This window comes from Sanguibacter sp. 25GB23B1 (assembly GCF_040012415.1).
In the GTDB taxonomy this organism is placed as follows: domain Bacteria; phylum Actinomycetota; class Actinomycetes; order Actinomycetales; family Cellulomonadaceae; genus Sanguibacter.
In genome coordinates, this window is record NZ_JBDYKL010000002.1 from 163,790 (window position 1) to 190,038 (window position 26,249).

The 26,249-nt window shown below is 72.0% G+C and carries 21 protein-coding genes; 9 read left to right on the forward strand and 12 right to left on the reverse strand.

All coding sequences use genetic code 11. The features are described 5' to 3' along the window. Positions 1-19: 19 nt before the first annotated feature. The 6 genes from ABKW26_RS02170 to ABKW26_RS02195 all read right to left on the reverse strand — a co-directional run bounded on the left by ABKW26_RS02170 (position 20) and on the right by ABKW26_RS02195 (position 10,007). A complete protein-coding gene (locus tag ABKW26_RS02170; protein WP_348590773.1) occupies positions 20-2,911 on the reverse strand; it encodes an FtsK/SpoIIIE domain-containing protein in 2,892 nt (963 codons plus the stop codon). Continuing rightward, entirely contained in the window at positions 2,844-4,187 is a 1,344-nt protein-coding gene (locus ABKW26_RS02175) for a hypothetical protein (RefSeq protein WP_348590774.1), read from the reverse strand. The genes ABKW26_RS02170 and ABKW26_RS02175 overlap by 68 nt, the downstream gene beginning before the upstream one ends. Before the next feature lie 143 nt (positions 4,188-4,330). Beyond that, positions 4,331-6,919: an FtsX-like permease family protein gene (locus tag ABKW26_RS02180; RefSeq protein ID WP_348590775.1), complete on the reverse strand. Its 2,589-nt coding sequence runs from the start codon at positions 6,917-6,919 to the stop codon at positions 4,331-4,333. Next, positions 6,919-7,734, reverse strand: a complete 816-nt coding sequence (locus ABKW26_RS02185; protein ID WP_348590776.1) for an ABC transporter ATP-binding protein — start codon at positions 7,732-7,734, stop codon at positions 6,919-6,921. The genes ABKW26_RS02180 and ABKW26_RS02185 overlap by 1 nt, the downstream gene beginning before the upstream one ends. 213 nt (positions 7,735-7,947) lie before the next feature. After that, positions 7,948-8,712 carry a response regulator transcription factor gene (locus ABKW26_RS02190; RefSeq protein WP_348590777.1) on the reverse strand — a complete coding sequence of 255 codons (765 nt, stop codon included), beginning with the start codon at positions 8,710-8,712 and terminating at the stop codon, positions 7,948-7,950. A gap of 53 nt (positions 8,713-8,765) precedes the next feature. Next, complete coding sequence (locus ABKW26_RS02195) at positions 8,766-10,007, reverse strand: sensor histidine kinase (protein ID WP_348590779.1); 1,242 nt, start codon at positions 10,005-10,007, stop codon at positions 8,766-8,768. Between the two features lie 180 nt (positions 10,008-10,187). On the opposite strand from ABKW26_RS02195, the gene ABKW26_RS02200 reads away from it, so the two are divergent. Next, positions 10,188-10,871 (forward strand): response regulator transcription factor, encoded by a 684-nt coding sequence (locus ABKW26_RS02200; protein ID WP_348590780.1) that lies wholly within the window; start codon positions 10,188-10,190, stop codon positions 10,869-10,871. Positions 10,872-10,927: 56 nt separating this feature from the next. Then, on the forward strand, positions 10,928-12,256 hold the full coding sequence (locus ABKW26_RS02205; RefSeq protein ID WP_348590781.1) for an ATP-binding protein: 1,329 nt from the start codon (positions 10,928-10,930) through the stop codon (positions 12,254-12,256). A 56-nt stretch (positions 12,257-12,312) separates the two neighbouring features. On the opposite strand, the gene ABKW26_RS02210 is transcribed toward ABKW26_RS02205, so the two are convergent. Next, positions 12,313-12,822: a GtrA family protein gene (locus ABKW26_RS02210; RefSeq protein WP_348590782.1), complete on the reverse strand. Its 510-nt coding sequence runs from the start codon at positions 12,820-12,822 to the stop codon at positions 12,313-12,315. 103 nt (positions 12,823-12,925) lie between these two features. Here ABKW26_RS02210 and ABKW26_RS02215 point away from each other — a divergent pair, with 103 nt between their 5' ends. Both ABKW26_RS02215 and purE read left to right on the forward strand, forming a co-directional pair. Continuing rightward, a complete protein-coding gene (locus ABKW26_RS02215; RefSeq protein ID WP_348590783.1) occupies positions 12,926-14,098 on the forward strand; it encodes a 5-(carboxyamino)imidazole ribonucleotide synthase in 1,173 nt (390 codons plus the stop codon). A gap of 43 nt (positions 14,099-14,141) precedes the next feature. Then, the gene (purE, locus tag ABKW26_RS02220) at positions 14,142-14,672 is read left to right on the forward strand and encodes a 5-(carboxyamino)imidazole ribonucleotide mutase (RefSeq protein ID WP_348590784.1); all 531 of its coding nucleotides are present in this window, start codon (positions 14,142-14,144) and stop codon (positions 14,670-14,672) included. A gap of 48 nt (positions 14,673-14,720) precedes the next feature. Here purE and ABKW26_RS02225 read toward each other — a convergent pair whose 3' ends face one another. The 4 genes from ABKW26_RS02225 to ABKW26_RS02240 form a co-directional block, all read right to left on the reverse strand. Beyond that, a complete protein-coding gene (locus tag ABKW26_RS02225) occupies positions 14,721-16,277 on the reverse strand; it encodes an LCP family protein (RefSeq protein WP_348590785.1) in 1,557 nt (518 codons plus the stop codon). A 10-nt stretch (positions 16,278-16,287) separates the two neighbouring features. Beyond that, positions 16,288-17,568: an LCP family protein gene (locus ABKW26_RS02230; RefSeq protein ID WP_348590786.1), complete on the reverse strand. Its 1,281-nt coding sequence runs from the start codon at positions 17,566-17,568 to the stop codon at positions 16,288-16,290. A gap of 153 nt (positions 17,569-17,721) precedes the next feature. Continuing rightward, positions 17,722-18,165 carry a DUF2304 domain-containing protein gene (locus ABKW26_RS02235; RefSeq protein WP_348590787.1) on the reverse strand — a complete coding sequence of 148 codons (444 nt, stop codon included), beginning with the start codon at positions 18,163-18,165 and terminating at the stop codon, positions 17,722-17,724. A gap of 28 nt (positions 18,166-18,193) precedes the next feature. Next, a complete protein-coding gene (locus ABKW26_RS02240) occupies positions 18,194-18,922 on the reverse strand; it encodes a glycosyltransferase family 2 protein (protein WP_348590789.1) in 729 nt (242 codons plus the stop codon). Positions 18,923-18,992: 70 nt separating this feature from the next. Here ABKW26_RS02240 and ABKW26_RS02245 point away from each other — a divergent pair, with 70 nt between their 5' ends. Genes ABKW26_RS02245 through ABKW26_RS02255 form a run of 3 tightly spaced genes read left to right on the forward strand, consistent with a single transcriptional unit; the run spans position 18,993 to position 21,696 of the window. Then, the gene (locus ABKW26_RS02245) at positions 18,993-19,586 is read left to right on the forward strand and encodes an acyltransferase (protein ID WP_348590790.1); all 594 of its coding nucleotides are present in this window, start codon (positions 18,993-18,995) and stop codon (positions 19,584-19,586) included. A gap of 2 nt (positions 19,587-19,588) precedes the next feature. After that, positions 19,589-20,698: a DegT/DnrJ/EryC1/StrS family aminotransferase gene (locus tag ABKW26_RS02250; RefSeq protein WP_348590792.1), complete on the forward strand. Its 1,110-nt coding sequence runs from the start codon at positions 19,589-19,591 to the stop codon at positions 20,696-20,698. Beyond that, positions 20,698-21,696: a Gfo/Idh/MocA family oxidoreductase gene (locus ABKW26_RS02255; RefSeq protein ID WP_348590845.1), complete on the forward strand. Its 999-nt coding sequence runs from the start codon at positions 20,698-20,700 to the stop codon at positions 21,694-21,696. Before ABKW26_RS02250 ends, ABKW26_RS02255 begins: the two co-directional genes overlap by 1 nt. Here the strand turns inward: ABKW26_RS02255 and ABKW26_RS02260 are convergent. Beyond that, positions 21,677-23,059, reverse strand: coding sequence for an MFS transporter (locus ABKW26_RS02260; RefSeq protein WP_348590793.1), 1,383 nt, complete (start codon positions 23,057-23,059; stop codon positions 21,677-21,679). The genes ABKW26_RS02255 and ABKW26_RS02260 overlap by 20 nt on opposite strands. 62 nt (positions 23,060-23,121) lie before the next feature. On the opposite strand from ABKW26_RS02260, the gene ABKW26_RS02265 reads away from it, so the two are divergent. Together ABKW26_RS02265 and ABKW26_RS02270 are read left to right on the forward strand one after the other, a co-directional pair. After that, on the forward strand, positions 23,122-24,387 hold the full coding sequence (locus ABKW26_RS02265) for a glycosyltransferase (RefSeq protein WP_348590794.1): 1,266 nt from the start codon (positions 23,122-23,124) through the stop codon (positions 24,385-24,387). Between the two features lie 9 nt (positions 24,388-24,396). After that, complete coding sequence (locus ABKW26_RS02270) at positions 24,397-26,223, forward strand: ABC transporter ATP-binding protein (protein WP_348590795.1); 1,827 nt, start codon at positions 24,397-24,399, stop codon at positions 26,221-26,223. Positions 26,224-26,249: the final 26 nt, after the last annotated feature.

Genomic DNA, 26,249 nt, shown 5'->3' on the forward strand with positions numbered 1-26,249 from the left:
GCGGCTCGTGCGCCGTCGGTCAGCCAGCCTCCTCGCTCTCGTGGGCGAGCTGGACGATCCAGCTGCGACGGCCGTCGACGACGGCGCCTCGCCCAGGGAGATGGACGTCCGGTTCGGCTGCCCAGCCGAGGTCGACACCGAAGGTCTCGGAGCTCCCGGGGGTGCCCGGGTCGAGGACGATACCGCGGCCCGCGGCACGGAGCTCGGCGAGGAGGCCGCGGAACGCCCCGGCTGCGGCGGTGGTCGTCGCGGCGGCCACGACAGCCGTCCCGGGTGTCTCCTCGACGTAGCGCTGGACCGCGTCGACCGCCGCCGGGCACGTCTGGACGAGAGCGTCGAGGTCGTCGACGACGACGACACGGTGCGGCGGGTCGGACGTCGTGCCCTGAGGGAGAGAACGATGCGTGGCGCATGCGCGCGCCAGTCCCTCGACCAGCTCGGTGGCCGACCGCGGTGTGTGCGTCGACAGGACGAGGGCGCATCCCACCTCCGCCGCGGCAGCCGCGACGTGCGGGTCACGGCTGAGGACCGCGACGACCTGGACCCCTGGCGAGACCGACCGCGCGACGAGGGCGAGCGTCGCCGACCGGCCGGAGCCGTGCGGGCCGCAGACGAGGAAGCCGCGACCCAGCGACAGCCCTGTGGTCGTCGCGCGATCCCCGCCCGTCCCGAGACGCAGGATCCCGTGGGGGGTGCTCGTCAGCTCGGCCGGGCTCACCGAGCGCGGCACGGGCGCGATCGTCCACCGGAGGAGGTCTGGGTCGGCAGCGTCCTCGTCCGTGGCTTCTCGAGGACCCGACTCCCGGACGGGCCCCGGTGGCGTGACGGCCACCTGACAGCGGACCGCTGGTCCTCGGCCGACGACGACTGCCCGCCCGGGGAGGCCGCCCCGGCCCGCGAGACCGGACGGGATCCCGAGGTAGACGTCGTCGTGCTTCTCTCGTCCGCTGAAGATCAGACGCTGGGGCAGGAGCGCCGACACGGCGGACGAGGGGACCCCGGCGGAGGAGACCGCGACATGGATCCCGCGGGAGACGCCGTCACGCAGCAGGGACGTGAGGAGGTCGGCTCCTGCGCCGCGGTGCACGGTGGAGAGCGCGCGCTGGACGTCCTCGAGGCCGTCGATGACGAGCACGTGCTTCCTCGGCGGCCGCGCGGGGTCGTCCGCCGGTTCCGGCGTGGTGGTCAGCAGGAGCGTGAGCAGCCGGGCGAGGCATCGCGGGTCGGACCGGTCGGTGACGGTGCCGACGGTCGACCGCGGGCCCGGGAGGAGTGCGCTCGGGCCGACGAGGTGGACGATGCAGCCGGTGGCGCGCGCCGCGTGGGCGACCGTACGCAGCGCGGTCGTGCGTCCGGTCCCGGCGCGGCCCAGGACGAGGAGGTGGCCCGCGTCGGGGTCCCAGGCGACAGGCTCGTGACGCTGCGACTCGGGGTGATCGGCGGTGCCGAGCAGGAGGGCGGAGGTCGTGTCGCTCGTCCACGGCAGCGCATCCCGGTCGATCCGGGCAGGCAGCTCGGGTGTCCAGGGGACGCGGGGTGCTCGCACCGCGAGCGCTCGGGCAGCCGCACGAGCAGCGTCGACGACCGTTCGCGCAGGGTCGGAGGGTGGGGCGTCGGAGGTGGTGGACGGCTCGGGGAAGGACCAGGAGGACCCGTCGGTGGCGTCCCATCGCGGTGTCACCCAGGCTGTCCCGCCGTGCAGGCTCGTCGAGCCACCGGCGTGATAGGTCTGGACGGTCTCGGGCGCGGCGAGACCGCGACGGACCAGGGCTCGACCCGGGGTGTCTGCCGGGATCGCGGCGGCGCCCGACGAGCCGATGATGTCGACGGAGTCTGCGTCGTCCGCGACCCGGAGCGCGATCCGCAAGGAGATGTTCGCCCGCATGTCGGGTGTGATCGCGCCGCTGGGGCGCTGGGTCGCGAGCACGAGATGGACGCCCAGCGACCGGCCCTGGGCGGCGATCCGGACGAGGCCGGGGATGAAGAGCGGGTGGTCGTCGGCCATCGCGCGGAACTCGTCGACGACGACGAGCAGCCGGGGCAGCTGCTCCGGGCGGTCGGGAGCGTCGCGGTAGTCGTCGAGGTTCGTCGAGCCGACCGTCGCGAAGAGGCGCTCGCGTCGGCGGAGCTCGGCCCGGAGGCCGTCGAGCGCGCGCTCGACGATGCCGGGGTCGAGGTCGGTGACCTGACCGACGACGTGCGGGAGGTCGACGCACGCGCCGAAGCTTGCGCCGCCCTTGTAGTCGACGAGCGCGATGGCGAGGTCGTCGGGGGAGGCGCGGAGCGCGAGGGTGAGGAGGATCGTCTGGAGGAGCTCGGACTTGCCTGCTCCGGTGGTCCCCGCGACGAGCGCGTGCGGGCCGTCGGCCAGGAGGTCGAGCGTCACGGGGCGTCCGTCGTTGCCGACCCCCACGGTGGCGCGGAGGTCGTGCGGTGCGCCGGACGCCCATCGTCTCGAGATCGCCGTGACGAGCGGGTCGGAGGGAGACGGTGTGCGGTCGTCGACGTTGCCCGGGGCGTCGAGGACTGCGCCGTCGAGGACGTGTCCGAGGGCGTCGAGGAGCGCTGCGGAGCGGGGCGGCGCCTGGTCGTGGGGCGGGCGGGTCCCGCTGCGCCCCTCGCCCGGGTCGTCGAGGTGGGCCCAGCGTGAGGTGCTCGTGAGGGCACCGACCCGGCGGGCGTACTCGTCGAGCCATCCGGGGCCGACTCCCTCGAAGGGCGTGCGCTCGGTGACGTGACCAGGTGAGGTCCAGGTCACTGTCTCTGGGGTCACGACGGCGACGGCCGAGCACCAGGAGGGGACGGAGCCGGCGTCCTCGCCGAGGACGACGAGCGCGGCACTCTCACCGTGGGCGGCGTGCCACCCGCCGAGCAGGGCGTTGAGCTCGGGTGTCCGGTCGGCGTCGACCACGAGGAGCGTCCCGGGCCCCGACGGCAGGGGGTGCTCGGCAGACGCCAGGCACGCGACGGTGCCGGGGATCCACCGTGCCCACGACCAGGTAGCGGCCCGACCGGGGGACGTCAGCACGACGATGCGCGCTGCACGGCCCGTGGCGTGGAGGGCCACGACCGTCCGAGCGACGTGGGACACGACCGCGCGGCGGGGACCGACGACGGCGAGGCAGCCTCCACGGAGGTCGCCGGGCAGCGCTGTGTGGTCGACCGTCCCGACGGACCGTCGACCGGTGCTGGGCACCCCCGGGGCGTCGCCTCGTGCCAGGAGGTCGCGCCGCCGTCAGCAGGTCCGCGGGTCGGAGGCCTGCACGAGGACAGGGGCGACCGGTGTGCTGCGCACGGGAGGCGGTCGGCGTCCCGGAACCGGAGACGGACCCGGACAGCCGTGCGCGCCGTCGGCGAGCGACGACGGGGCCGAGCACCACGAGCGGACCGACGAGCGCCATGACCGCGAACACCGGGTTGCGCAGCGCCACGGCGAGGGCGACGGAGGCGACCGCAGGGAGCAGGGCCGTGGTGAGCAGCGCGCCGGCGGACCGGGGGGTCGCGTCCGGGGTGGGCGCTCGACCGGTGGCGTCGTCGACCAGGGAGCTCTTGAGGGCGCCGAAGGTCACCTCCGCGAGGGCCGGGCGCTCCCGGAGCTCGGTCCGGCTCGTCGTCCGGCCGGCGGCATCGGTCACCTCGAGCGACGTGCCGGGCTTCCACGGGGTCCAGCGTCGCAGCCGCAGGCGTCGGAGCCGCCGGGTGTGCCCGGTGCGCTGCACGACGGTGACCTGTGAGGACGGCTCTGGTCGGACACGGACACGGACATGGTGGCGGTCTCGGCGACCAGCACGGACGCGGACGCGCACGCCCGGGACGACCGCTCCGGTCGAGGGCGAGGTTGTTCCCGGGACGACGGGGTGGAGGAACCCGGCCCGCGGGCCGGCGAGGTACGCCAGATGGAGAGGCGCCTCGAGCGCGCTCGACGTCGGGTCGGGGGCAGCGGGCGCGGTCCGCAGGAGCGCGCCCGCGACGAGCGGCGGGTGTCCCACGACGTGGTGCTCGTCGAGAGCGCGGTCTCCGACGTAGAGCCGTGCGTCGAGGAGCTCGACGCGGCCGGTCGCGACGGCGACGGCACCTCGGAGGGCACCGAGCGGCAGCCCGGTCCGCAGGTGGAGGTCCTGGCCCGGGTGGATGGTCACGGGGATACCGGGCGGACGGTCGGAGGGGGAGAGAAGAGGTGCGGGCACGTGGTGAGTGTGGGGTGGACGGACGGAGAGCCGGTACGGCGGCTCGTGGTGCCGGGGGAGAAGTCCCCCGTCCACAGGCCGGCGCCCCGGCTCTCCGTCCGTCAGCCCGGACAGGCGCGTGAGCGCGTGCCCGGGCCGACGTCTCACTCCACCGCGAGCGCCTCGACGGGCGAGGTGCGTGCCGCGCTGCGGGCCGGCAGGACCGACGCGAGCAGGCCGGCGGCGAGGGCGACGACCACGAGGATCGCCAGCTGCACCCACGGGACGGTGAGGTGGATGTCGGCGAAGGAGCCGAGCACCACGACCGAGCCCATCCATCCGTACCCCAGCCCGAGGACCACGCCGGCGACGGCGCCGACACCGGCGATGAGCATCCCTTCGATCGCCAGGGTGCTGCGCAGCTGGCTCTTGCTCAAGCCGATGGCCCGCAGCGTGGCCGACTCCCGTCGGCGCTCGAGCACCGACAACGACAGCGTGTTGGCCACGCCGATGAGGGCGATGAGCACGGCGATGGCCAGCAGACCGACGATGACCGCGAGGATCGTGTCGATGACCTGTTGCATCGTCGCCCGCTCGAGCGCGGCCCCGGAGATCTCCACAGCGTCCTCGGACAGCGCCTCGCGGATGCCGTCGATCGTCGTCGAGGCCTCGCCGACGTCGGAGAGCAGCACCCAGGCCCGCGTGACCTCTGCGGCGTCGTCGACCTCGGCGAGCGTCGTCGGTGTCACGACGAGCGCGTAGCCCGGGAGGTCGGAGACCATCGTCTCGAGGGTGCGAGTGCCGCTCGCCCCGGTGATCTCGAGCGTCGTGCCTGTCGGCATCGCGTACGCGTCGGCGAAGCTCTGCGGGACGACGACCGTGCCGTCGGCGAGCCCGTCGAACCACTCCGGCGAGCGGACGGCGGCCTGCGCATCGTCCGGGGTGACGCCGCGGAGCGTCTCGAGGTCGAGGGTCTGGCCGTCCCAGCGGATCGACACCTGTGCTGCCTCGAGGCTGGTCACGTGCTCCACGCCGTCGACGCCGGCGAGCTCTCCGAGGAGCGCGGTGCTGAGCGGGAAGGCCGCCTCGCCTTCTGGCGTGTAGGAGTCGGAGCCGACGGACACGTCGACGGGGTACGTGTCGTCGAGAGTGCCGTCGAGCGAGGACCGGGCGGTCGCTGCGGCGACGGACATCATCGCCACGAGGGTGACGCCGATGAGCAGCGCGGTGCTGGTCGCGGCCGTGCGGCGGGGGTTGCGCGTCGTGTTCGCCGCGGCGAGCTGTGCGCTCGCACCGCGCTGGGAGAGCGGTCGACCGGCGAGCCTGACCACCGTCGGTACCCAGTACACCGCGCTGAGCAGGATCCCGACGAACGAGATGCTCCCGCCGAGCACACCGGCGAGGAGCGCGAGCTCCGCGAGCCGGTCGGTGACGAGCATCGCTCCGACGCCGATCGCGAGACCGCCGAGGACGAGGACGAGGGAGATCCCGACGCGGACCTTGCCGGCGGTCCCCGTGGCTGTCGGGGCGTCTGCGGGGCGCAGCGCGGCGAGCGGTGCGACACGTGTCGCGGCGCGGGCCGGGACGAGGCTCGCGACGACCGTGACGATCGTTCCCACGGCGAGCGGAACGAGCACGGACGCGAGCGTGGGGGTGATCATGGTCGGGACGGGGATGTCGAGGTCCATGCGGTTGAGCACCGTCACCGCGACCTGGACGAGGGCGGAACCGAGGACGATACCGACCACCGACGCCACGACGCCGAGGATGGCCGCCTCGAGCACCACGGAGCGGCGCAGCTGCGCCTTCGTCGCCCCGACGCAGCGCAGGAGCGCGAGCGTTCGGGTGCGCTGGGCGACGAGCACCTGGAAGGTGTTCGCGATGACGAGGGCTGCGACGAGCAGCGCGATCGCCGCGAACGCGAGGATCGTGCCTGTGAAGATGTCCGCGTCGGAGGTGAGCGACGCGACGCTGCGGGCGGCCGCCTCGTCCTTCGTGAGGACGTCGTAGTCGTCCGGCGCGACGGCGGTGAGCGCTGCGCGCACCTGCTCACGGTCGGCTCCGGCGTCGAGGGCGACGACGGCGCCGGTGAACGTCGGTACGGAGCCGTCGAAGCCGCCCAGCTCGTCGAGGATGTCCTCCTCCGCCATGACTGCGGCGCCGCCCTCCATCGAGAACGCCCCGTTCGGGTCGTCGAGGAGGCCCACGACGACCATGGTGACCGTCTGCTCCGCCCACATGCCGTCGCCCGGTGAGTCCTCGTCCTCGATGTAGGAGGAGCGAGCCTGGCCGACCTCGTCCCCCACGCTGACGTCGAGGCGTTCGGCGGTGTCTTCCGGCAGGGCGACCTCGCCCGACGCGGCCGGCATCCGGCCGCTCGCGGCGACGAGCGGCTGCAGCGACGGGTTGCTGCCCGTCGCGATCACGGGGAGGCTCGCCTGCTGGCCACCCTTCTTGAACGTCGTGTACGTCCGCCCCAGGCCGTCGAGGGCCGTGACGCCCTCGACGGCGCGGAGGTCGTCGAGGTCGTCGGACGAGAGGCTGTCCGGGTAGAACCCTCCCTCTCCACCGGCCACGAGCACGAGGTCGGAGTCGGCGTAGGCGGCGGCGATCGAGTCGAAGCTCGCCCGCTTGAGGACGTCCCCGGCGAGGAGCGTCGCCGCGACGAAGGCGGTACCGATGACGATCGCGATCCCGGCGGCCGTGAGCCGCCCGACGCTCCGTCGCATCTGCGCGAGGGTGAGCGTGAACATCAGGCGGTCACCTGCGAGGTGCGCGTGCCGGCCGTCGACTCGAACGTCCGCAGCGCGTCGAGGCCCGCGAGCACCGACTCCGGGGTGGGGTTGTCGATCTCTCCCGCGATCCGGCCGTCGGCGATGAGGACGACGCGGTCGGCATAGGCCGCGGCGGCGGGGTCGTGCGTCACCATGATGATCGTGCGGCCGAGCTCCCGCACGGAGCGGCGCAGGAAGCTCAGGACCTCGGCGCCGGACCGGGAGTCGAGGTTTCCTGTCGGCTCGTCCGCGAAGACCACCTCGGGACGGGCGATGAGCGCCCGCGCGATCGCGACACGCTGCTGCTGACCACCCGAGAGCTCGGCCGGGCGGTGCGAGAGCCGGTCACCGAGGCCCAGGGTGCTCACGAGCGTCGCGAGCCACTCCTTGACGTCGGCGTCCACCTTCGCGCCCGCGAGGGTGAGCGGCAGGAGGATGTTCTGCTCGGCCGTGAACATCGGCAGGAGGTTGAACGACTGGAACACGAAACCGACCCGGTCCCGGCGCAGCGCGGTGAGCTCGTTGTCCGACAGCGCGGTCACGTCCGTGTCGCCGATGAACGCGTGACCGGACGACGCCGTGTCGAGCCCTGCCAGGAGATGCATGAGCGTCGACTTGCCGGACCCCGACGGTCCCATGATCGCGGTGAAGTGCCCGGCCGCGAAGTCCACGTCGACCCCGTCGAGGGCCTTGACCGTCCCCTCGCCCTTCCCGTAGAGCTTCGTCAGCGCACGAGCGCGGACGGCAGGCACACCGCTCGGCGGCGTCGGGGACTGGTAGACGGTCGTATCCACGGGAGACTCCAAGATCTCGGCGCAGGCGTGCTGCGGCGACGGTGCACGGTGCGTGCGTGCGGGCTGGACGCCGAAGACGCGACCCGCAGGAGGAGGGCCGCCGTCTCCGGCGCGCTTCCCACGCTAGTGACGCCGGAACCGTCCGTGCGTCCCGCCACGGGGTGGTCGGTGCACCCAGCACGTCATCCTGCAGGGGGAGACGCCCGCACGGGATCACTCCCCGGGACGGACCAGGCCCGTCTCGTACGCCGTGACGACCGCCTGGACGCGGTCGCGCGCCCCGAGCTTCGACAGGATCCGCCCGACGTGCGTCTTCACGGTCGCCTCCGCGACGAAGAGATCGCTCGCGACCTCCTGGTTCGACCGCCCACGAGCCATGAGGACGAGCACCTCGCGCTCGCGGTCCGTCAGGCTGTCGAGTGCGCCGGCCTGGCCGGAGTCGGCGAGCTGCTCGTCGGGCAGCGGGGTGACGAGGCGGTCGAGGAGCCTGCGCGTCGTCGACGGTGCGATGACGGCGTCCCCTGAGTGCACGGTGCGGATGGCCGCGAGCATCTCCTCGGGCGGCGCGTCCTTGAGGAGGAACCCGCTCGCCCCGGCACGGATCGCGGAGAGGGCGTACTCGTCGAGGTCGAACGTGGTGAGGACGATGATGCGGGGCACGGTGTCGGTCCGCGTCGCGGACCAGATCTCGGTCAGCTGGGCTGTCGCGGCGAGCCCGTCGAGGTTCGGCATCCGGACGTCCATGAGGACGACGTCGACGGGGTGGTCCGTGAGGAGGCGGACGGCCTGCGCGCCGTCGCCGGCCTCGACGACGACGTGGAGGTCGGCCTGGGAGTCGATGACCATGCGGAAGCCGGCACGCAGCAGCTGCTGGTCGTCGACGATCGCCACGCGGATCTGGGGGGCGACCGGCTCGGTGGTCGCCGGGAGCACGGCTGCGGGGCGAGCGGTGGACGGCTCAGCGGGCTCGGCAGGCATGGTCGTGTGCTCCTCGGGGCAGTCGTGTGGCTAGGCAGGGTCGGGGCGACGCGTCACGGACGCGGTTCGGGCAGCGGCAGCTCAAGCATCACACGGAAGCCACCGCCGGGACGCGGCCCGGCGGCGAAGGTACCGCCGAACATCGCGGCACGTTCGCGCATGCCCACGAGACCGTGACCGGGCGTGTCCGTCGCCGCGGACGCGCCGCGGCCGTCGTCGTCGATCTCGAGCCGGACGCTCGTCCGGCCCCAGGTGAGCAGGATGGTGACGGCGGGGTCCGGCCCGGCGTGCTTGAGGATGTTCGTCAGTGCCTCCTGGCACACGCGGTAGAGCGTGAGCCCGGTACCGGGCGGGAGCGTCCGGGGCGTGCCCATCCGCACGAGCGAGGCGCGCGTCCCGGAGGCGCGCACCTGGGCGACGAGCGACTCGATGTCCTCGGCGGCGGGCTGAGGGACGAGGCCGCCGGCGCTCATCCCGGTCGTGTCGCCCGAGCCGTCCTCGGGCTCGGCGCGCAGGACACCGAGGAGGCGGCGCATGTCGGCCAGGGCCGCCCGTCCCGTCTCGGCGATGGTGCCGAGCGTGCGCTCGGCGGCGGCGAGGTCTGCCGCCGCCGCGTACCGGCCGCCGTCGGCCTGCGCGATCATCACGGACAGCGAGTGCGCGACGATGTCGTGCATCTCGCGGGCGATGCGTGCACGCTCGGCCGCGGTGGCGAGGAGGGCGTGCTGGTCACGCTCGATCTCGAGGCGCAGGGCGCGGTCGCGCAAGGCGTTGATCGTGTCCCGGCGCGCTCGACGCACGAGCCCGAACGCCCACGTCGCGAGGAAGATCGAGCCGACGAACACGAGCGAGAAGAACGCGGCGGCGGCCATGTCGCCCTCGACCACGCCGATGAAGGCGCCCAGGACCGCGCATCCGAGCAGACCTGTGGCGATGGCTGTCCGATGGGCCCAGCGTGGACCGTAGACCGTGACGGAGAACAGCGCCACGAGCACGGCGAGGTCCACGGGGATGAGGATCGGCACACCGGCGAGCTGGTGCAGGAGGACGGCTCCGTAGACGAGGACCACCGACAGCACGGGGTGGGAGCGTCGGACCGCGAGCGGTGCGACGACGAGGAAGGACATGAGCACGAGGGGCCACGTGCCGTTGACGGGGTACCCGTAGACCGTGCCGTCGTTCGTCAGCGCGACCGACATCGGGACACCGAGCACGACGAGGACGGAGGTCGCGATGACGTCGACCAGCGTGCGGTTGTCGTCGGACCACTTCCCGAGCGAGTCGTACCAGTTCATGGCGCAAGCGTAGGCACCGGCCAGGCGCTCCGCGTCAGCCGGTGGGCGGACACGTCCGGTCCCTGCGTAGCCCCGCAGGCGGGTGGGCTCAGCGACGCTCGGAGGGCCGGACGACACGTGTGACCAACACGCTCGTGGCCTGGCGGGCGGTGAGGTCGATCCATGACCTAGCATGGGCGAATGACTCACGTACTTCTGGCAGAGGACGACCCGGCTATTGCCGAACCTTTGGCCCGCGCCCTCTCGCGTGAGGGATACAACGTCGTCGTGCAAGGAACGGGTCAAGGTGCGATCGACAACGCATCTGGCGCCGACCTCATCGTGCTCGACCTCGGTCTGCCGGACATGGACGGGCTCGAGGTGGCGCGCGCCATCCGCGGTCTCGGTCTCACCACCCCGGTCCTCGTCCTCACCGCCCGTGCCGACGAGGTCGACCTCGTCGTCGGCCTCGATGCCGGTGCGGACGACTACGTCACGAAGCCGTTCCGGCTCGCCGAGCTGCTCGCTCGGGTCCGGGCCCTGCTCCGACGGACCCACGGCGACCCCACCGAGGTCGAGGAGCTCCAGGCGCAGGACGTCAAGGTCGACGTCGCCGCCCACCGGGCGTTCCAGGGGGAGCGCGAGCTCCACCTGACGACCAAGGAGTTCGAGCTCCTGCGCGTGCTCGTCCAGGGCGCGGGAACCGTCGTCGTCCGCGACACGCTCATGCGCGAGGTCTGGGGCTCGGAGCCGATCGGCTCGACGAAGACCCTCGACATGCACGTCTCGTGGTTGCGGCGCAAGCTCGGTGACGACGCGAACTCTCCCCGCTACATCACGACGGTGCGCGGCCTCGGCTTCCGTTTCGAGTCCGGCGAGAACTGACGCGCGGCAGTCGTTGCCCGTCCCGGGCGCCTCTCACGCGCCGGAAAGGATGAGCGATGCGACGCAGGGTTCTTCTCGCGACCGTCTCGGCGGTCGCGGTCGCGGTGATCCTCCTCGGTCTGCCGCTGGGCATCCTCGGTGGCAGCCTCGTGCACGACAACGAGGTGCGTGACCTCCAGACACGCACCTCGGAGCTGGGCCGATTCGTCGAGGGACGGATCAGTCGTGGCGAGACCATCGACGAAGACCTCCTCGAGCGCTTCGTCGGTGGCGACGACGGACGGCTCGTCGCGTACGTCCTCGTCATCGCTCCTGACGGCGAGCAGACGACGGCGGGCGAGCAGATCGAGGGCCGGGTCGTCGAACGGCCGATCCGCACCCAGTCGAACGCGATCGTCCTCATCTCGGTCTCGTACTGGGACCTCTACCTGCGCAGCGCCCAGATCGTCGTCCTCGTCATCGCGGCTGCCGTGGTCGCGTTCGGGGCCGGGATCGTCATGGCCGTGTGGCAGGCCAACCGCCTGGCCGCACCGCTCGTCTACCTCGCGGCGTCGGCCGAGCAGCTCGGGTCCGGTCAGGTGCGTCCACGGGTGGAACCCTCGGGCGTCGAGGAGATCGACCTCGTGGCGGCCGAGCTCGCGCGGTCGTCCGACCGGATGGCCGGACGGCTCGCCGCCGAGAGACAGTTCGCCTCCGACGCCTCCCACCAGCTGCGGACGCCTCTCACGGCGCTGTCCATGCGTCTCGAGGAGATCGGGATGGCAGCCGGGGACAACGAGGAGGTCAAGGAGGAGGCGCGGATCTCTCTCGAGCAGGTCGAGCGCCTCGTCCGGGTCGTCGACGACCTCTTGCACCGGTCACGGAGCTCGGGCGGAACCACAGAGGCCGTGCACCTCGTCGAGGTCGTCCAGCAGCAGGAGGAGGAGTGGGGGCCGACGTTCCAGCAGAACGGCCGCACGCTCGTCCTGGACGTCTCGTCCGACGTCCACGTCTTGGCGACGCCGGGCGCTCTCGCGCAGGTCCTGGCCACCCTCATCGAGAACTCCCTCAAGCACGGTGCCGGGACCACGACGGTCAGGGCGAAGAAGTCGGGCCCCAACGGCGCGATGGTCATCCAGGTGAGCGACGAGGGACCCGGTGTTCCGGACGACCTCGCGCCCCGGATCTTCGAGCGCGAGGTGACGTCCGGCAAGGGCACGGGCCTCGGACTGGCGCTCGCCCGGGACCTCGCCGCCGCCGACGGCGGCCGTCTCGAGCTCTCGCAGCGTCGCCCGCCGGTCTTCTCGCTGTACCTCTCCGGGGTTCCCAAGACGATGGACCCGGACCTCGTGCTCCCGCGCGGTGTCGCGATCTCCAGCAAGGGACGCCGACGCCGCTCCTGGTAGGAGCAGCCTGCTCGAGGATCGCCGATGGTCGCGACGATGCTTCAGGCCTTGGGTGATCAGCCCGGACCGGAGGACCTGTCGGCGGTGAAGACCCATGACCGGTAGGCGAGGTAGCGGAACGCCGTCCCGAGGACGAGCCCCACGCCGTTGGCCGAGATGTTGTCGGCGAGAGGGGAGCGCAGGTCGAGGACGTAGTGCGAGATCCCGAGGCACGCGACGGCGATGGCCATCCCGCCGATGTTCACCACCGCGAAGCCCATGAGCTCGCGCACCCGCGTCTCCGTGCGGCGGTCTGAGAACGTCCAGTACCGGTTCCCGACCCAGCTGACGAGGGTGGCGACGGCGACGGACAGGACCTTCGCCGTGATGGGCTTGTCCTCGAGGAGGTCTCCCGGGCCGAAGCGCAGGAGGTTGAAGAGTCCGGTGTCGACGACGAACGCCAGACCCCCGACGCTGCCGAAGCGGAAGAGCTCGACCAGCCGTGCCCGCCGACGACCGCGAGCGGCAGGTGGCGCGGCAGGGCTGCGGAGGTCGTCGACGCTCGAGGTCGGGGCTCCGGTTGCCATGGGTGCAGGGTAGCCCTCTGCTTCTCACCCGACCAGTGCTGTCCGTGTCCACGGGCGGTGGCCCTCCCTCGTCTGCGACGGGGGTCGACTAGGGTTGCTCCTTGTGGCAGCACCGGTGATTGCAGTGGTAGGTGGCGGACAGCTCGCCCGGATGATGGCTCCAGCAGCAGGAGCGTTGGGCGTGCACCTGCGGGTGCTCGTCGAGTCGGCGGACTCGTCTGCCGCCCAGCTCGTGGTGGACGCGCCGGTGGGCGCGGCCTTCGACGAGCGCGCGGTCCGTGATCTCGTCCGCGGTGCGGACGTCCTCACCTTCGAGCACGAGCACGTGTCGGACGAGCTCCTGCACGACCTCGTCCGGAGCGGAGTGCCTGTCCACCCGGGTCCGGGCGCGCTCCTGCAGGCACAGGACAAGATCGTCATGCGGCGCAGGCTCACGGAGCTCGGTGCGCCCTGCCCCCGCTGGGCGGAGCTCTCGCGCGACGCCGCGACCGCGCGCACCGAGCTGGCCGAGTTCCTCGCAGGCACCCGTGACGGCACGGCGGTCGTCAAGACCTCCCGTGGCGGGTACGACGGCAAGGGTGTGCGCGTGGTCCGGTCGCCCGACGACGTCACCGACTGGTTCGACGGGGTCACCGCAGGCGGGCCGACGCTGCTCGTCGAGGAGAAGGTACCGTTCACCCGCGAGCTCGCCGTCCTCGTGGCCCGGAGCCCGAGCGGCGAGGTGCGGACCTGGCCCGTCGTGGAGTCCGTGCAGCGTGACGGCGTGTGCTCCGAGGTCATCGCCCCGGCGCCCGGGCTCACCGCGATGGAGGCCGAGCGAGCACGCACGGTCGCGACGCGCATCGCCGAGGGGCTCGATGTCACGGGTGTCCTGGCCGTCGAGATGTTCGAGGTCCATGACGCGGACGGTGGCGAGCCGGAGGTCCTCGTCAACGAGCTCGCGATGCGCCCGCACAACTCTGGTCACTGGACCATCGACGGTTCGGTGACGAGCCAGTTCGAGCAGCACCTGCGCGCGGTGCTCGACCTGCCGCTCGGCGACACGGCGCCGACCGCCTCGTGGACGGTCATGGTCAACGTGCTCGGCAGCGCGCTCGACGAGCTCACCGCCGCGTTGCCGCGCGTCCTGGGCGAGTTTCCCGACGCGCGGGTCAACCTCTACGGCAAGGCCGTGCGGCCCGGGCGCAAGCTCGCGCACGTGAACGTCTCCGGACCCGACCTCGACGAGGTCCGGCGCCGGGCACAGGCAGCCGCCGCGCTCCTGCGCGGCGAGTGACAGACGCGCCGTGCGGCGCGCGACGACAGCGAAGGACACAGACATGAGCGCACCAGCCGTCGGCATCGTCATGGGATCCGACTCGGACTGGCCCGTGATGCAGGCCGCCGCAGACGCCCTGACCGAGCTCGGCGTCGAGATCGAGGTCGACGTGGTCTCGGCGCACCGCATGCCGACCGAGATGATCGACTACGGACGGTCCGCCGCTGAGCGTGGGCTGCGCGCCATCATCGCCGGGGCGGGCGGGGCAGCGCACCTGCCGGGGATGCTGGCGGCGGTCACCCCGTTGCCCGTCATCGGTGTCCCTGTGCCGCTCGCCTACCTCGACGGGATGGACTCGCTCCTGTCGATCGTGCAGATGCCCGCGGGCGTGCCGGTGGCGACGGTCTCGATCGGTGGTGCCCGGAACGCGGGCCTCCTCGCGGCCCGCATCCTCGGCAGCGGGACGGACGAGGAGTCGGCCGCGCTGCGGGCGAGGATGGTCGCGTTCCAGGAGTCGCTCGCCGACCAGGCCCGTGCGAAGGGCGCTGCGCTGCGCGGCTCGCGCGAGCGTCGGACGGGCTTCACCGTCTGACGGGCTTCACCGCCGAACGGGCTTCGGCGGGCTCTGGTCCTGGCAGGCTCAGTTGGGCATGCCGCCGACCGCTCCGGCGGGCAGCGCTCCGTCGGCGATGTCCTGCCAGAACTGCGGTGCGAGGTCGGGGTCGAGGCGGACGGTCGAGCCGACGTTCCCAGGGCGGTAGTCCGGGTCGCTGATGGGCGGCGTCCCGGTGATGCCGTCGGGGCCGTTCGCGCCGCGGAACGCGAGGGCGAGCCGGCCGAGGTCGAGGATGTTGCTGTCCTCGTCGACGGTGATCGCTCCGAGGCCGGAGCCGATGAGGTCGATCTGCTTGCTCGGCTGGAAGAGCAGCGACGTGTCCTGGAGGGTCGAGCTGACCGCGGCGATGACCTGGCGCTGGCGTTCGGCGCGGCCGATGTCGCCCTTCGGGTCGGAGTAGCGCATGCGGGAGAAGGCGAGCGCGGTGGTTCCGTCCGCGACGGCGCAGCCGGGCATCCAGTTGAGCCCGCTGAGCTCGTCGTGGACCTCGTAGTCGAGGCACAGCTCGATGCCGCCGACGGCGTCGACGATCTCTTCGACGCCACCGAACCCGACCTCGACGTAGTGGTCGACGGTGAGGCCGCTCAGGCCCTCGACGGTCTCGACGAGCAGAGGTGCGCCACCCCAGGAGTAGGAGGTGTTGAGCTTGTTCGCACCGTTGCCGGGAATCTCCGCGTACGTGTCGCGAGGGATGCTGATGAGGGCTGTCGGGCCGGACTCGGGCACGTGGAGCAGCATGATCGTGTCCGTGCGTGCTCCTTCCGTGCCGTCTTCGCCGACCGTGCCGTCGGACCGGGAGTCGGAGCCCGCGAGGAGGTAGGTGGTCCCGTCGGTCGCTGCTGCTCCGGAGAGAGCGTCGATGTGCGTGATCTTGCCGTTGGCCCAGAAGAGGAGACCGACGGGCCAGGCGATGACGAGGACGAGGAGCAGCACGAGACCGATCCCGACGATCCGTCGCCAGCGGGGCTTGAACCCGCCACGGCTCGTCCCGGCCCCGGAGAGTGCTGGGGCGCCGGGCGGGCGGCTGCCGGGAGGGGCCCCTGCGCCGCCCGGGCGGGTTGCTCCGGGAACGCGCGGCGGTGCCGTGCGGGTCCCGGTCGGGGCGATGGGTGCCGGGCGCGGGCTGTCTGACCGACCAGGGGTGCGCGACGGGACGGGTGCTGCTGAGGCCGAGCGTCCGTAGCCGGCGGACGGGTTTCCCGCCGGCGCGAAGGATGCCGGTCGCGGTGCACCTTGCGCCGGGGTCGGCGACGCCGTTCGGCCGTAGCCCGGCGGGATGGGATGGCGAGGCGGGGTCGGGGGCTGCGCGGCGCGCCCGGGTGTGTCGGCGGCCGCTCGACGGACAGGGTTCTGCGGCGACGGGATGCGGCCAGCCGGTCGAGCTCCCACGGCGGCTGCGTCCGGCACGGGCCGACGGGGCGCCGGGACCGCGGAGTCGTCGGGGACGGGCCGGTTGCTCCCGGTGTCGACGACCTCGATGCCGGGCTCGTTCCCGGCCGGCCGGGAAGGACGACCGGACTGCGGGGTGAAGCTCGGTGGTGGGATCGCTCGACCGGATCGAGAGGGGTCGTTGGGTGACATGGTCCCTCGCTCAGCCGCACACGGCGGTGGTGTCAGCCGAGGTGAAGGCTTCCTTGCCCGGGTCCTTCGTCTCGACCGGGGCAGGCTCGACCGGAGTGACGGGCGCGGCTGGGTCGACGGGCGTCGCCGGGGCCGCGGGGTCCGGGACGGCGGGTGCTTCCGGCGTGATGATCGGCTGGTCAGCAGCCATGTTCGCCCAGATGGTGTCGGCCTCGGACGTCCAGACGACACGGTTCTTGTCGGTGGGCGCGGTCGCGACGGGGATCGTCATGAAGGTGATCTTGTCACCGGTGATGCCACGCAGCGAGTAGGCGAGGCCGCTCATGTTCTGGATGGACGCGAGGTCCGGGCTGGCTGTCAGGGACGAGGTCGCCGCGTTGAGGAACTGCAGGAGCGCCGGGGCGTTCATGAGGATGTTCTGGTCGAGCACGGTGCGCATCGTCGCCGCGAGCAGCTCCTGCTGACGGCCGATGCGGTTGAGGTCGGAGCCGTTCATGTTCGCGCCGGTGCCCTTGCGGGCGCGCGCCAGGCCGAGCGCCTGCGTGCCGTTGAGGGTCTGCTGCCCGGCGGCGAGGTAGAGGCTCGCCTCGGGGGCTTCGATGTCCTCGGGGATGCACATCGGCACCCCGCCGATCGCGTCGATCATGCCTTGGAAGCCGGCGAAGTCGACGAGAGCAAAATCCTTGATCTCGAGGCCGGTGGTAGATTTGACGGTCTTGAGCGTGCATGCAACGGCGGAGTTGATGTCCCCGCCGTTGTCCCAGCCGTAGGCGAACGCTTCGTTGAACATCGCGTCGTCCCTCGCGCGCGTCGTCGAGCCGTCGGTCATGGTGCACGACGGGATGTCGACGAGCGAGTCGCGCGGGATCGACACCATCTCCATCCTCGAGCGGTCTGCGGAGATGTGGAGCACGATCGTCGTGTCCGAGCGCATGCCGGGCGCCTCGCCCCCGAGGTCGGCGTTGACGCCCGAGCGGTCGTCGGACCCGAGGAGGAGGATGTTGATCGGGAGGCCGGCCTGGGGATCGGTGATCCCGGTCGGCTCTTCGACGTCGGGCGTGTCGTCACCGAGGAGGGCGCTGACGTCCACCGACTCGATGTTGTCCTGGAACGTGTAGTACATCGCGCCGGCGGCGGTCGCCGCGAAGGCGAACGTACCCACGACGACGAGGCTCAGCACACGCAGGACACGGTGGGAGCGCTCTGAGCGTCCATGGGCAGGGCGCCGGCGCGCTGCCTCGGCGTTCTGCTCGCGGAGCGCGGCCCTCGAGGGCGAGTCGGATGTCGTCACGGTTGGCAATCCTAGAGTCGTAGCACGAAGGAGCGGAGAGCGCCCGGCGACCAGTGCGTGGAGGGATTGTGGAGATCAGAAGGGCTGCAAGCCCTGGTCTCTGCCCGTTTTCATCCCCCTTCTCACCCTCTGGCGGCGTGTCAGGGGAGCGGATCAGCTCGGGCGGTCCGTCCGGGCGTCTTCGTCGAGCTCTCGGTCGAGCGAGACACCGGGTCGCGCGTCGTCCTGCGGCGGGCGTGGCGGTGCGCCGAGGTGTGCCCCCCGTGCCTCCGCGAGCGTGAGCTCTCGGGTGAGGCGGGTGATCTGGCGCGACATGCGGTTCATGCGCCGGTGGCTCGTCGAGATGTAGCTGAGGAAAGCGATGACGAGGGCGTAGAGGAGCAGGTCGGTCCCACGGCCGACGCCGACGAGGTTCGCGGCGCGGGACAGCCACTGCGGAAAGACGATCGACGTGACGGCGGCGACGATGAACATGCCGAGGAAGAGCCTGCGGATGGCTTGGTGCCGCGCGCCCGCGGTGGACCGGGTGAGGAGCGTCGAGACGACGGCGACCCCGACGAGCAGGATGATCTGGATCAGCAGGGTGCTCCCGCTCATGGTGCTTCCTCCCTCATGGTGCGGCGCGTCACTTGAAGAGCAGGTCGACGAGGATGTTCACCGAGTTCCACACGGACTGGCCCTTGCCTCGCGAGTAGTCGGTGTAGAGGACGTGCACCGGGTGCTCCTTCCACGGCAGCCCGGTGCGACCGAGCTGGAGGACGATCTCGCTCGCGTGGGCCATCCGGTCCTGGGTGAGGTCGACCTGCCGCGCGGCGTCGATGCGGATGGCGCGCAGGCCGTTGTGGGCGTCCGTGAGGCGCATGCCGGTGCTCTGCTTGGTGAACCAGACCGCGAACTTCAGGACGACTCGCTTGACGAGGCCCGGTCGGGTGCGCCCGTCGAGGAACCGGGACCCGAACACGACGGCGGCCTCGCCGCTCGCGACGATGTCGGCCATGTCGCGAGCGTCGTGGACCTGGTGCTGGCCGTCCGCGTCGAAGGTGACGAGGCAGCGCGCACCGGGCTGCTCGCAGACGAACGTGATGCCGGTCTGCAGCGCTGCTCCCTGACCGAGGTTCGCGGCATGTGTGAGGACGACAGCCCCCGCAGCCCGTGCCACGTCGCCGGAGCCGTCCGTGCTCCCGTCGTCGACGCACACGATGCGTGGGAACGTCGGCAGCGCGTCGGCGATCACCCCGCCGATCACGGTGGCCTCGTTGTAGAGCGGGACCACGAGCCAGTCCTCGGTGGGAGTCGTCTCCTCGGTGGGCGTCGTCGCGGTGCCTCCAGAGGCCGGCGGCAGGAGGAGGGGCATGGCGACATTCTTGCACCCGAGTTCCGTTAGGCTCGCGGATGCGTGTCGGACGAACGGACTGGAGAGCTCCATGGCGATCAAGGTCGCGGCGTCGGCTGACGTCGACACCGATGTCGAGCTGGGCGACGGCACCCAGGTGTGGCATCTCGCGCAGGTGCGCGAGGGCGCTGTGCTCGGCGAGCGGTGCGTCGTGGGACGCGGCGCGTACATCGGGTCCGGTGTCCAGGTCGGCGCGGACTGCAAGATCCAGAACTACGCCCTCGTCTACGAGCCGGCGAGCCTCGCCGACGGCGTCTTCATCGGACCCGCCGCTGTCCTGACGAACGACCAGTACCCCCGAGCGATCAACCCCGACGGCTCCATCAAGAGCGCGTCGGACTGGCACGCCGTGGGTGTCGACGTGGGTCGGGGTGCGTCCATCGGCGCACGCGCCGTCTGTGTCGCCCCCCTCCGGATCGGTGCGTGGGCCACGGTCGCCGCGGGTGCCGTGGTGACCCGGGACGTGCCGGACTTCGCGATCGTCGTCGGTGTCCCGGCGCGCCAGGTCGGCTGGGTCGGGCACGCCGGTCGCCCCCTCGTCGAGGGCGAGGACGGGCGTTGGTCCTGCCCGACGACCGGTGCGGTGTACGAGACTGTGGACTCCCAGCTGAGAGAGGTCGTGTGAACGTGAGTCTCCCACCCATCCCCGCCGCCAAGCCCATCATCGGCGACGACGAGCGCGCGGCCGTCGACCGGGTCCTGCGGAGCGGGATGATCGCTCAGGGCCCCGAGGTCAAGGCGTTCGAGGCGGAGTTCGGCGATCAGCTCGTCGGCGGGCGGGAGTGCGTCGCGGTGAGCTCCGGGACCTCCGGTCTGCATCTCGGCCTCCTCGCTGCCGGCATCGGTCCGGGCGACGAGGTCGTCGTCCCGTCGTTCACCTTCGCCGCGACCGGGAACTCGGTCGCGCTCGCCGGCGCGACCCCGGTCTTCGTCGACATCGAGCCCGACTACTTCTGTCTCGACCCCGAGGCGGTGCGCGCGTCCATCACGCCGCGCACCCGCGCGATCATGCCCGTCCACCTCTACGGGCACCCGGCAGCGATGCACGCGCTGCGCGCGATCGCGGACGAGCACGGACTCCTGCTGTTCGAGGACGCCGCGCAGGCGCACGGTGCGCAGCTCGACGGCGCCCCCGTCGGCTCCTTCGGCGACTTCGCGATGTTCAGCCTCTACCCCACGAAGAACATGACCTCGGGCGAGGGCGGGATGGTCGCGTGCGCGAGCGACGAGATCGCCCGTACCGTCCGGCTGCTGCGCAACCAGGGCATGGAGGTCCAGTACTCCAACGAGGTCATCGGCTTCAACGCCCGCATGACGGACGTCCACGCCGCGATCGGTCGCGTCCAGCTGACGAAGGTCGGCGCATGGACGGAGCAGCGTCGTGCGAACGCCGCCTTCCTCGACGCGGGCCTCGCGTCCGTCGACGGTGTGACCACCCCGCCGGTCCAGGAGGGCGCGACGCACGTCTACCACCAGTACACGATCCGGGTCGCCGACGACCGCGACGCGATCGTCCAGGCGCTCCGCGAGGAGCACGGGGTCGGCTGCGGGGTCTACTACCCGATCCCCAACCACCGGCTGCCGTCCTTGGCCCCCTACGCGCCCGGCCTCGAGCTGCCGCGGACCGAAGAAGCGGCGCAGCAGGTCATCTCGCTGCCCGTCCATCCCTCGCTCGCACCGGGCGACCTCGAACGGATCGTCAGCGCCGTCGAGTCCACCGTGAAGGCAGGCGCATGATGGCGGACCGTACCCTCCGAGCAGGTCTCATCGGCGTCGGCGCGATGGGCCGCCACCATGCGCGGGTGCTGCGCGAGATCGACGGTGTCGAGCTCGTCGCGGTCGCCGACCCGGCAGGGGACCCGCACGGGGTCGCCGGCTCGCTCCCCGTCCTCCAGGACGTCCAGGCGCTCATCGCTGCCGGAATCGACACCGCTGTCGTCGCGGTCCCGACCGTCTACCACGAGGCGATCGCCCTGGCGCTCGCCGAGGCGGGTGTGCACGCGCTCATCGAGAAGCCCATCGCGGACACGTCCGCGGCCGGTGAGCGCGTCGTCGCAGCGTTCGCGGCGCGTGGGCTCGTGGGGGCTGTCGGGCACATCGAACGTTTCAACCCGGCGCTGCAGGAGCTGCGCAGGCGCCTCGCCGCCGGCGAGCTGGGGGAGATCTACCAGATCGCCACTCGCCGCCAGGGTCCGTTCCCTGCGCGGATCGCCGACGTGGGAGTCGGCAAGGACCTCGCGACGCACGACATCGACCTCACGGCCTGGGTCGCGCAGAGCCACTACGCGGCGATCTCGGCGCAGGTCGCCTACCGCAGCGGTCGCGAGCACGAGGACATGGTGCTCGCGACCGGCCGGCTCGCGAACGGCGTCATCGTCAACCACACCGTCAACTGGCTCTCGCCGATGAAGGAGAGAGTCACGATCGTCACGGGTGAGCGCGGGACGTTCGTGGTGGACACCGCGAGTGCCGACCTGACGTTCTACGCCAACGGCACGATCGCGACCGAGTGGGACTCCATCGCGGCCTTCCGGGGGGTCTCGGAAGGCGACGTCATCCGCTACGCGTTCGCGAAGCGTGAACCGTTGCGGGTCGAGCACGAGGCGTTCCGTGACGCCGTCCTGGGCATCCGCCACGACGTCGTGACGCTCGAGGAGGGGCTCCAGACGCTCCGGGTCGCCGAGGCGATGGTGACGTCCGCGCGGACGGGGCGCCTCATCGAGCTGGGCGTCTGATCCCGATCCAGGAGACGATCCCACCGAGGGCCATGAAGGCAGCCGAGACGATCATCGCTCGCCGGAAGCCTGCCGGGTCGAGCGCGCCGCCGGTGACGACACCGAGGAGCGCGACCGTGACGAGCCCGGCGACGCGGGACACGGCGTTGTTCACGGCTGAGGTGATGCCGGACCGGCTCGGGGCGATCGCGCCGAGGATCGCCGAGGTCAGGGGAGCGACCGTGAGCGTCAGCCCGAGACCGAAGACGAGGACGCCAGGGAGCACCTGCGTCCGGTAGTCGACGTCGTCGCCGATGCCGAGCAGGAGCAGGAAGCCCGCGCCGGCGACGATCGGGCCCGCCGTCATGAACAGCCTCGGGCCGAGGGTCCCGCTCCAGCGGCCGACCGCCGAGGAGAGGGCGACCATGACGACGGTCGCGGGGACCATCGCGAGCCCGGCCGCGGTGGCGGTGTACCCGGCGTGCTCCTGGAGGAACACGACGATGACGAAGCCGGACAGCGAGAGCGCGCCGTACACGAAGACCGTCGCGGCATTGCCCCACGAGAAGTTGCGTGCGCGGAAGAGGTCCAGCGGGAGCATCGGCTGGGCTGCGACCCGCTGACGGACGAGGAAGGCGACGGCAGCCAGGAGACCGACCGTGAGCGGGACCCAGACGGCAGGGTGACTCCACCCGAGCCGCTCGTGCTCGATGAGGGCGACGACCGGGCCGCCGAGGCCGACGACGGCGAGGACGGTCGAGAGGTAGTCCACGTGGGTTCCCGGCAGGCGCACGTCGCGCATCTCGAGCCGGGTCATGAGGTAGAGCGTCACCGCGATGGGCAGGACGTTGACGAGGAACGCGAGCCGCCAGGACAGCAGGTCGACGAAGAGCCCGCCGACGACCGGGCCGGCCAGCGCGGCGCCGCTCGTCCATGCGGTCCACGATCCGATCGCCCGTGCCTGAGCCGCGTCGCGGAACGTGCTCGTGAGGAGAGCCAGCGAGCTCGGGACGAGCAGTGCGCCGGCGACGCCCTGGAGACCGCGCGCGACGACGAGCACCTCGGCGGTCGGGGCGACGGCGATGAGGACGGACGTGACGCCGAAACCCACGAGGCCGAGGCGCATGACGCGCAGCCTCCCGTAGAGGTCGGAGAGCGACCCGGCGACGAGGATCAGGGCGCCGAGCGTGATGAGGTACGCGTCCACGACCCACTGCTGGACGACGAGCCCGCCGCCGAGCTCGGCGGAGATCGCGGGAAGCGCGACGCTGACGACCGTCCCGTCGAGGAAGGCGACGAACGACGCGAGCACGGCGATGGCGAGGATGGTCCGCTGCTCGGCTGTGCGGTCGTTCGTCCGGCCGGCCGTCGTCTCGTCTGCCACGACTGACACGGTACGTCTCGCCCGAGAGCGTGGCACCCGGCAGGCGCAGGTAGATTCGTCTCATGCCCCTGGTCGAGCGTCCCATGGTCCGTGTGCTCGTCGTGAGCAGGATCTTCGCGCCCGAGCCGGCAGCAGCGTCGTTCCGGCTCCGCGCCCTGACGGACGCCCTCGACGACGCCGGGGCGCACGTCATGGTGCTCACGACCCGGCTGCCGCCCGCGACGGCGGGGACGCCCGACGGGACCCGTGCCGGCGTGCGGGTCCGGCGCTGGCCGGTGCTGCGGGACGCGGACGGCTATGTGCGCGGATACCTGCAGTACATGTCCTTCGACGTCCCGGTCTTCTTCCGGGTGCTGCTCGCCCGTGGCGTCGACGTCGTCGTCAACGAGCCGCCACCCACGACCGGCTTCATGGTGCGGCTCGCGTGCGCCGTCCGGCGGACGCCGTACGTCTACTACGCCTGCGACATCCTCGGCGACGCCGTGGGCACCACGAGCGCCCCGGCCGTCGTGGTGCGGGTCGTGCGCGCCGTCGAGGGCTGGGCATGGCGCGGGGCGCGGGCCATCCTCTCGGTCTCCGCGGGTGTCACCCGCCGGCTCGCCGAGCTCGGCGTCTCGGACGGGGTCCACGAGGTCGGCAACGGCATCGACATCGAGGCGTTCCGCGCGGAGGGTGACGCGGTCGTCCTGCCGGCACGCGACGACGCGGGCTCCGACGCGCGCTCGGGCGTGCCGTACTTCGTCTACGCCGGGACGGCCTCCGAGGTGCACGGCGCCGGGATCTTCGCGCGGGCGATGCTCACGGTCCACGCCGCCGACCCTCGAGCGCAGCTCGTCTTCATCGGGCAGGGCGCCGAGAAGGCGGCCATCGCCGCCGAGTGCGCGAGCCTGCCGACGGGTACCGTCACGTTCCTGCCCCAGGCGCCGCCGCAGGAGGTGGCCCGCTGGCTCCGCGGCGCGGTGGCCAGCCTCGCGAGCGTGCGTCCAGGCGGTGGGTACGACTTCTCCTTCCCGACGAAGATCTACGCCTCGGTCGCGTGCGGGACACCGGCCCTCTACGCGGGGGTGGGCCCGGCTCGGACGCTCGTCGCCGAGGAGCAGCTCGGACGCGCGGTCGACTACGACGACGAGGCGGTCGCCGGCGCGATGCTCGCCGCCCTCGAGGCGCACGACCTCGAGACGGAGCCGGTGGCCGACCGTGGTCCCTCGGACGCCGAGACACGGGAGCACCGACGCGCACGCCTGGCCTCCTGGGCAGCCGAGAACGCCTCCCTCGCGGGGGTCGCCCGCGAGGCTGCGCGCGTCGTGACCGCGGCAGCCGACCGGTAGGCTCGCGGCATGTCTGCTCTGTGGCGCACCGTGCGGGAGATCCTTCCCGTCCTCCCCGAGGGCAGCAGCCGGTTCCTCGTGACCTTCGCCCTGCTCTCGGGCGCCTCCTCGATCCTCGACGTCGTGGCCCTCGGTCTCCTGGCGCTGTGCCTCGCACCCATGATCGCCGGAACGTCGGTGACGCTTCCCGTGCTCGGGACGCTCTCCGAGCCGGCCGACTTCCGTAACATCCTCATCGCCGTCGGCGTCCTCATCGTCGCGAAGTCCGTCTTCCAGATCAGCCTCCAGTGGTTCGCGACGCGCCGCTTCGCGAAGTTCGAGCTCGCGATCAGCCGTGAGCTCCTCCGCGGCTTCTTCGCCTCGCCGTGGACGGACAGGCTCCAGCGCAACTCCACCGAGCTCGTGCGCTCGACCGACGTCGGCGTCGCGACGACCGTGTCCGGGGTGCTCATCCCGTTCGCGATGCTCGCCGGCGAGCTCTGCACGTTCATCGCCGTCCTCACGGTCCTCGTCATCGCCGCACCCGCGATGGCGCTCGCCACCGTCGTGTACTTCGGGCTCATCGGAGCGGTCCTTCTGCGGTGGGTGCTCAGGAAGTCGGTCCAGGCGGGACGCGTCAACCGGTCGCACTCGACCCGCTCGGCCCGCCTGCTCAGCGAGATGATGCAGTCGCTCAAGGAGATCACCCTGCGCGGCAAGGCGGACTCGGTCGCCGAGCTCGTGCTCGGTGTGCGCCAGCAGAGCTCGCAGGCCCGTGCCAACATGTCCTTCCTCGCGGTCGTCCCCAGGTACGTCCTCGAGGCCGCGCTCATCGGGGGGTTCGGCATCGCCGCAGGGATCGGCTATCTCACGGGTGGGTCCACGGGAGCGCTGAGCTCTGTCGCTCTCTTCGGCGTCGCCGGCTTCCGCATCATCCCGTCGCTCACCCGGTTCCAGGGCATCATGTCCCAGACCGCCGCAGCCCTCCCGTTCGCCCAGACCGCCATCGAGGACATCCGCCGCGGGCAGGGGTACCTCACGGCCCGCTCCGACGGGCCGGTCCAGCTGCCCGTCCCCGACGACGCGGCATACCTGGACCTGGACGAGGTGACCTTCACCTACCCGACCGGGGTCACGCCGGCAGTCCGCGACGTGACCCTGCGGATCCCGTTCGGGCGTTCCGTCGCCCTCGTCGGTGCGTCCGGTTCCGGCAAGTCCACGCTCGTCGACATCGTCCTCGGCCTCCTCGAGCCGTCGGGCGGCGAGCTGCGCGTCGGAGGCACCCCGCTGGTCCTCGCCCTCGACTCGTGGCGTTCCCGCGTCGGGTACGTCCCCCAGGACGTCTCGCTCTTCGACGCCACGGTCGCCCAGAACGTCGCCCTCGAGTGGGACGACGCCCTCGTCGACAAGGACCGCGTGCGCGACGCCTTGCGGCGTGCCCAGGCACTCGACGTCATCGAGGCACGCGCCAAGGGCATCGACTCACCTGTCGGCGAGCGGGGGCTCGGACTCTCGGGCGGCCAGCGCCAGCGGCTCGGCATCGCCCGAGCGCTCTACTCCGACCCGCTCGTCCTCATCATGGACGAGGCCACGAGCTCGCTCGACACGAGTACCGAGGCGGCCGTCACGAGCGCCATCACCGAGCTGCGGGGCGAGCTGACCCTCATCGTCGTCGCGCACCGCCTCTCGACCATCCGGCACAGCGACATCGTGTGCTTCATGCGCGACGGCGAGCTCGTCGCCCACGGCACCTTCGACGAGGTCGTGGCAGCCGTGCCCGACTTCGCCCACCAGGCCGCGCTCGCTGGCCTGACCGCGCACGAGGTACCACGCACCACAGCAGGGGGAGTCACATGAGAGATCACGACCTCGATCAGGAGAGG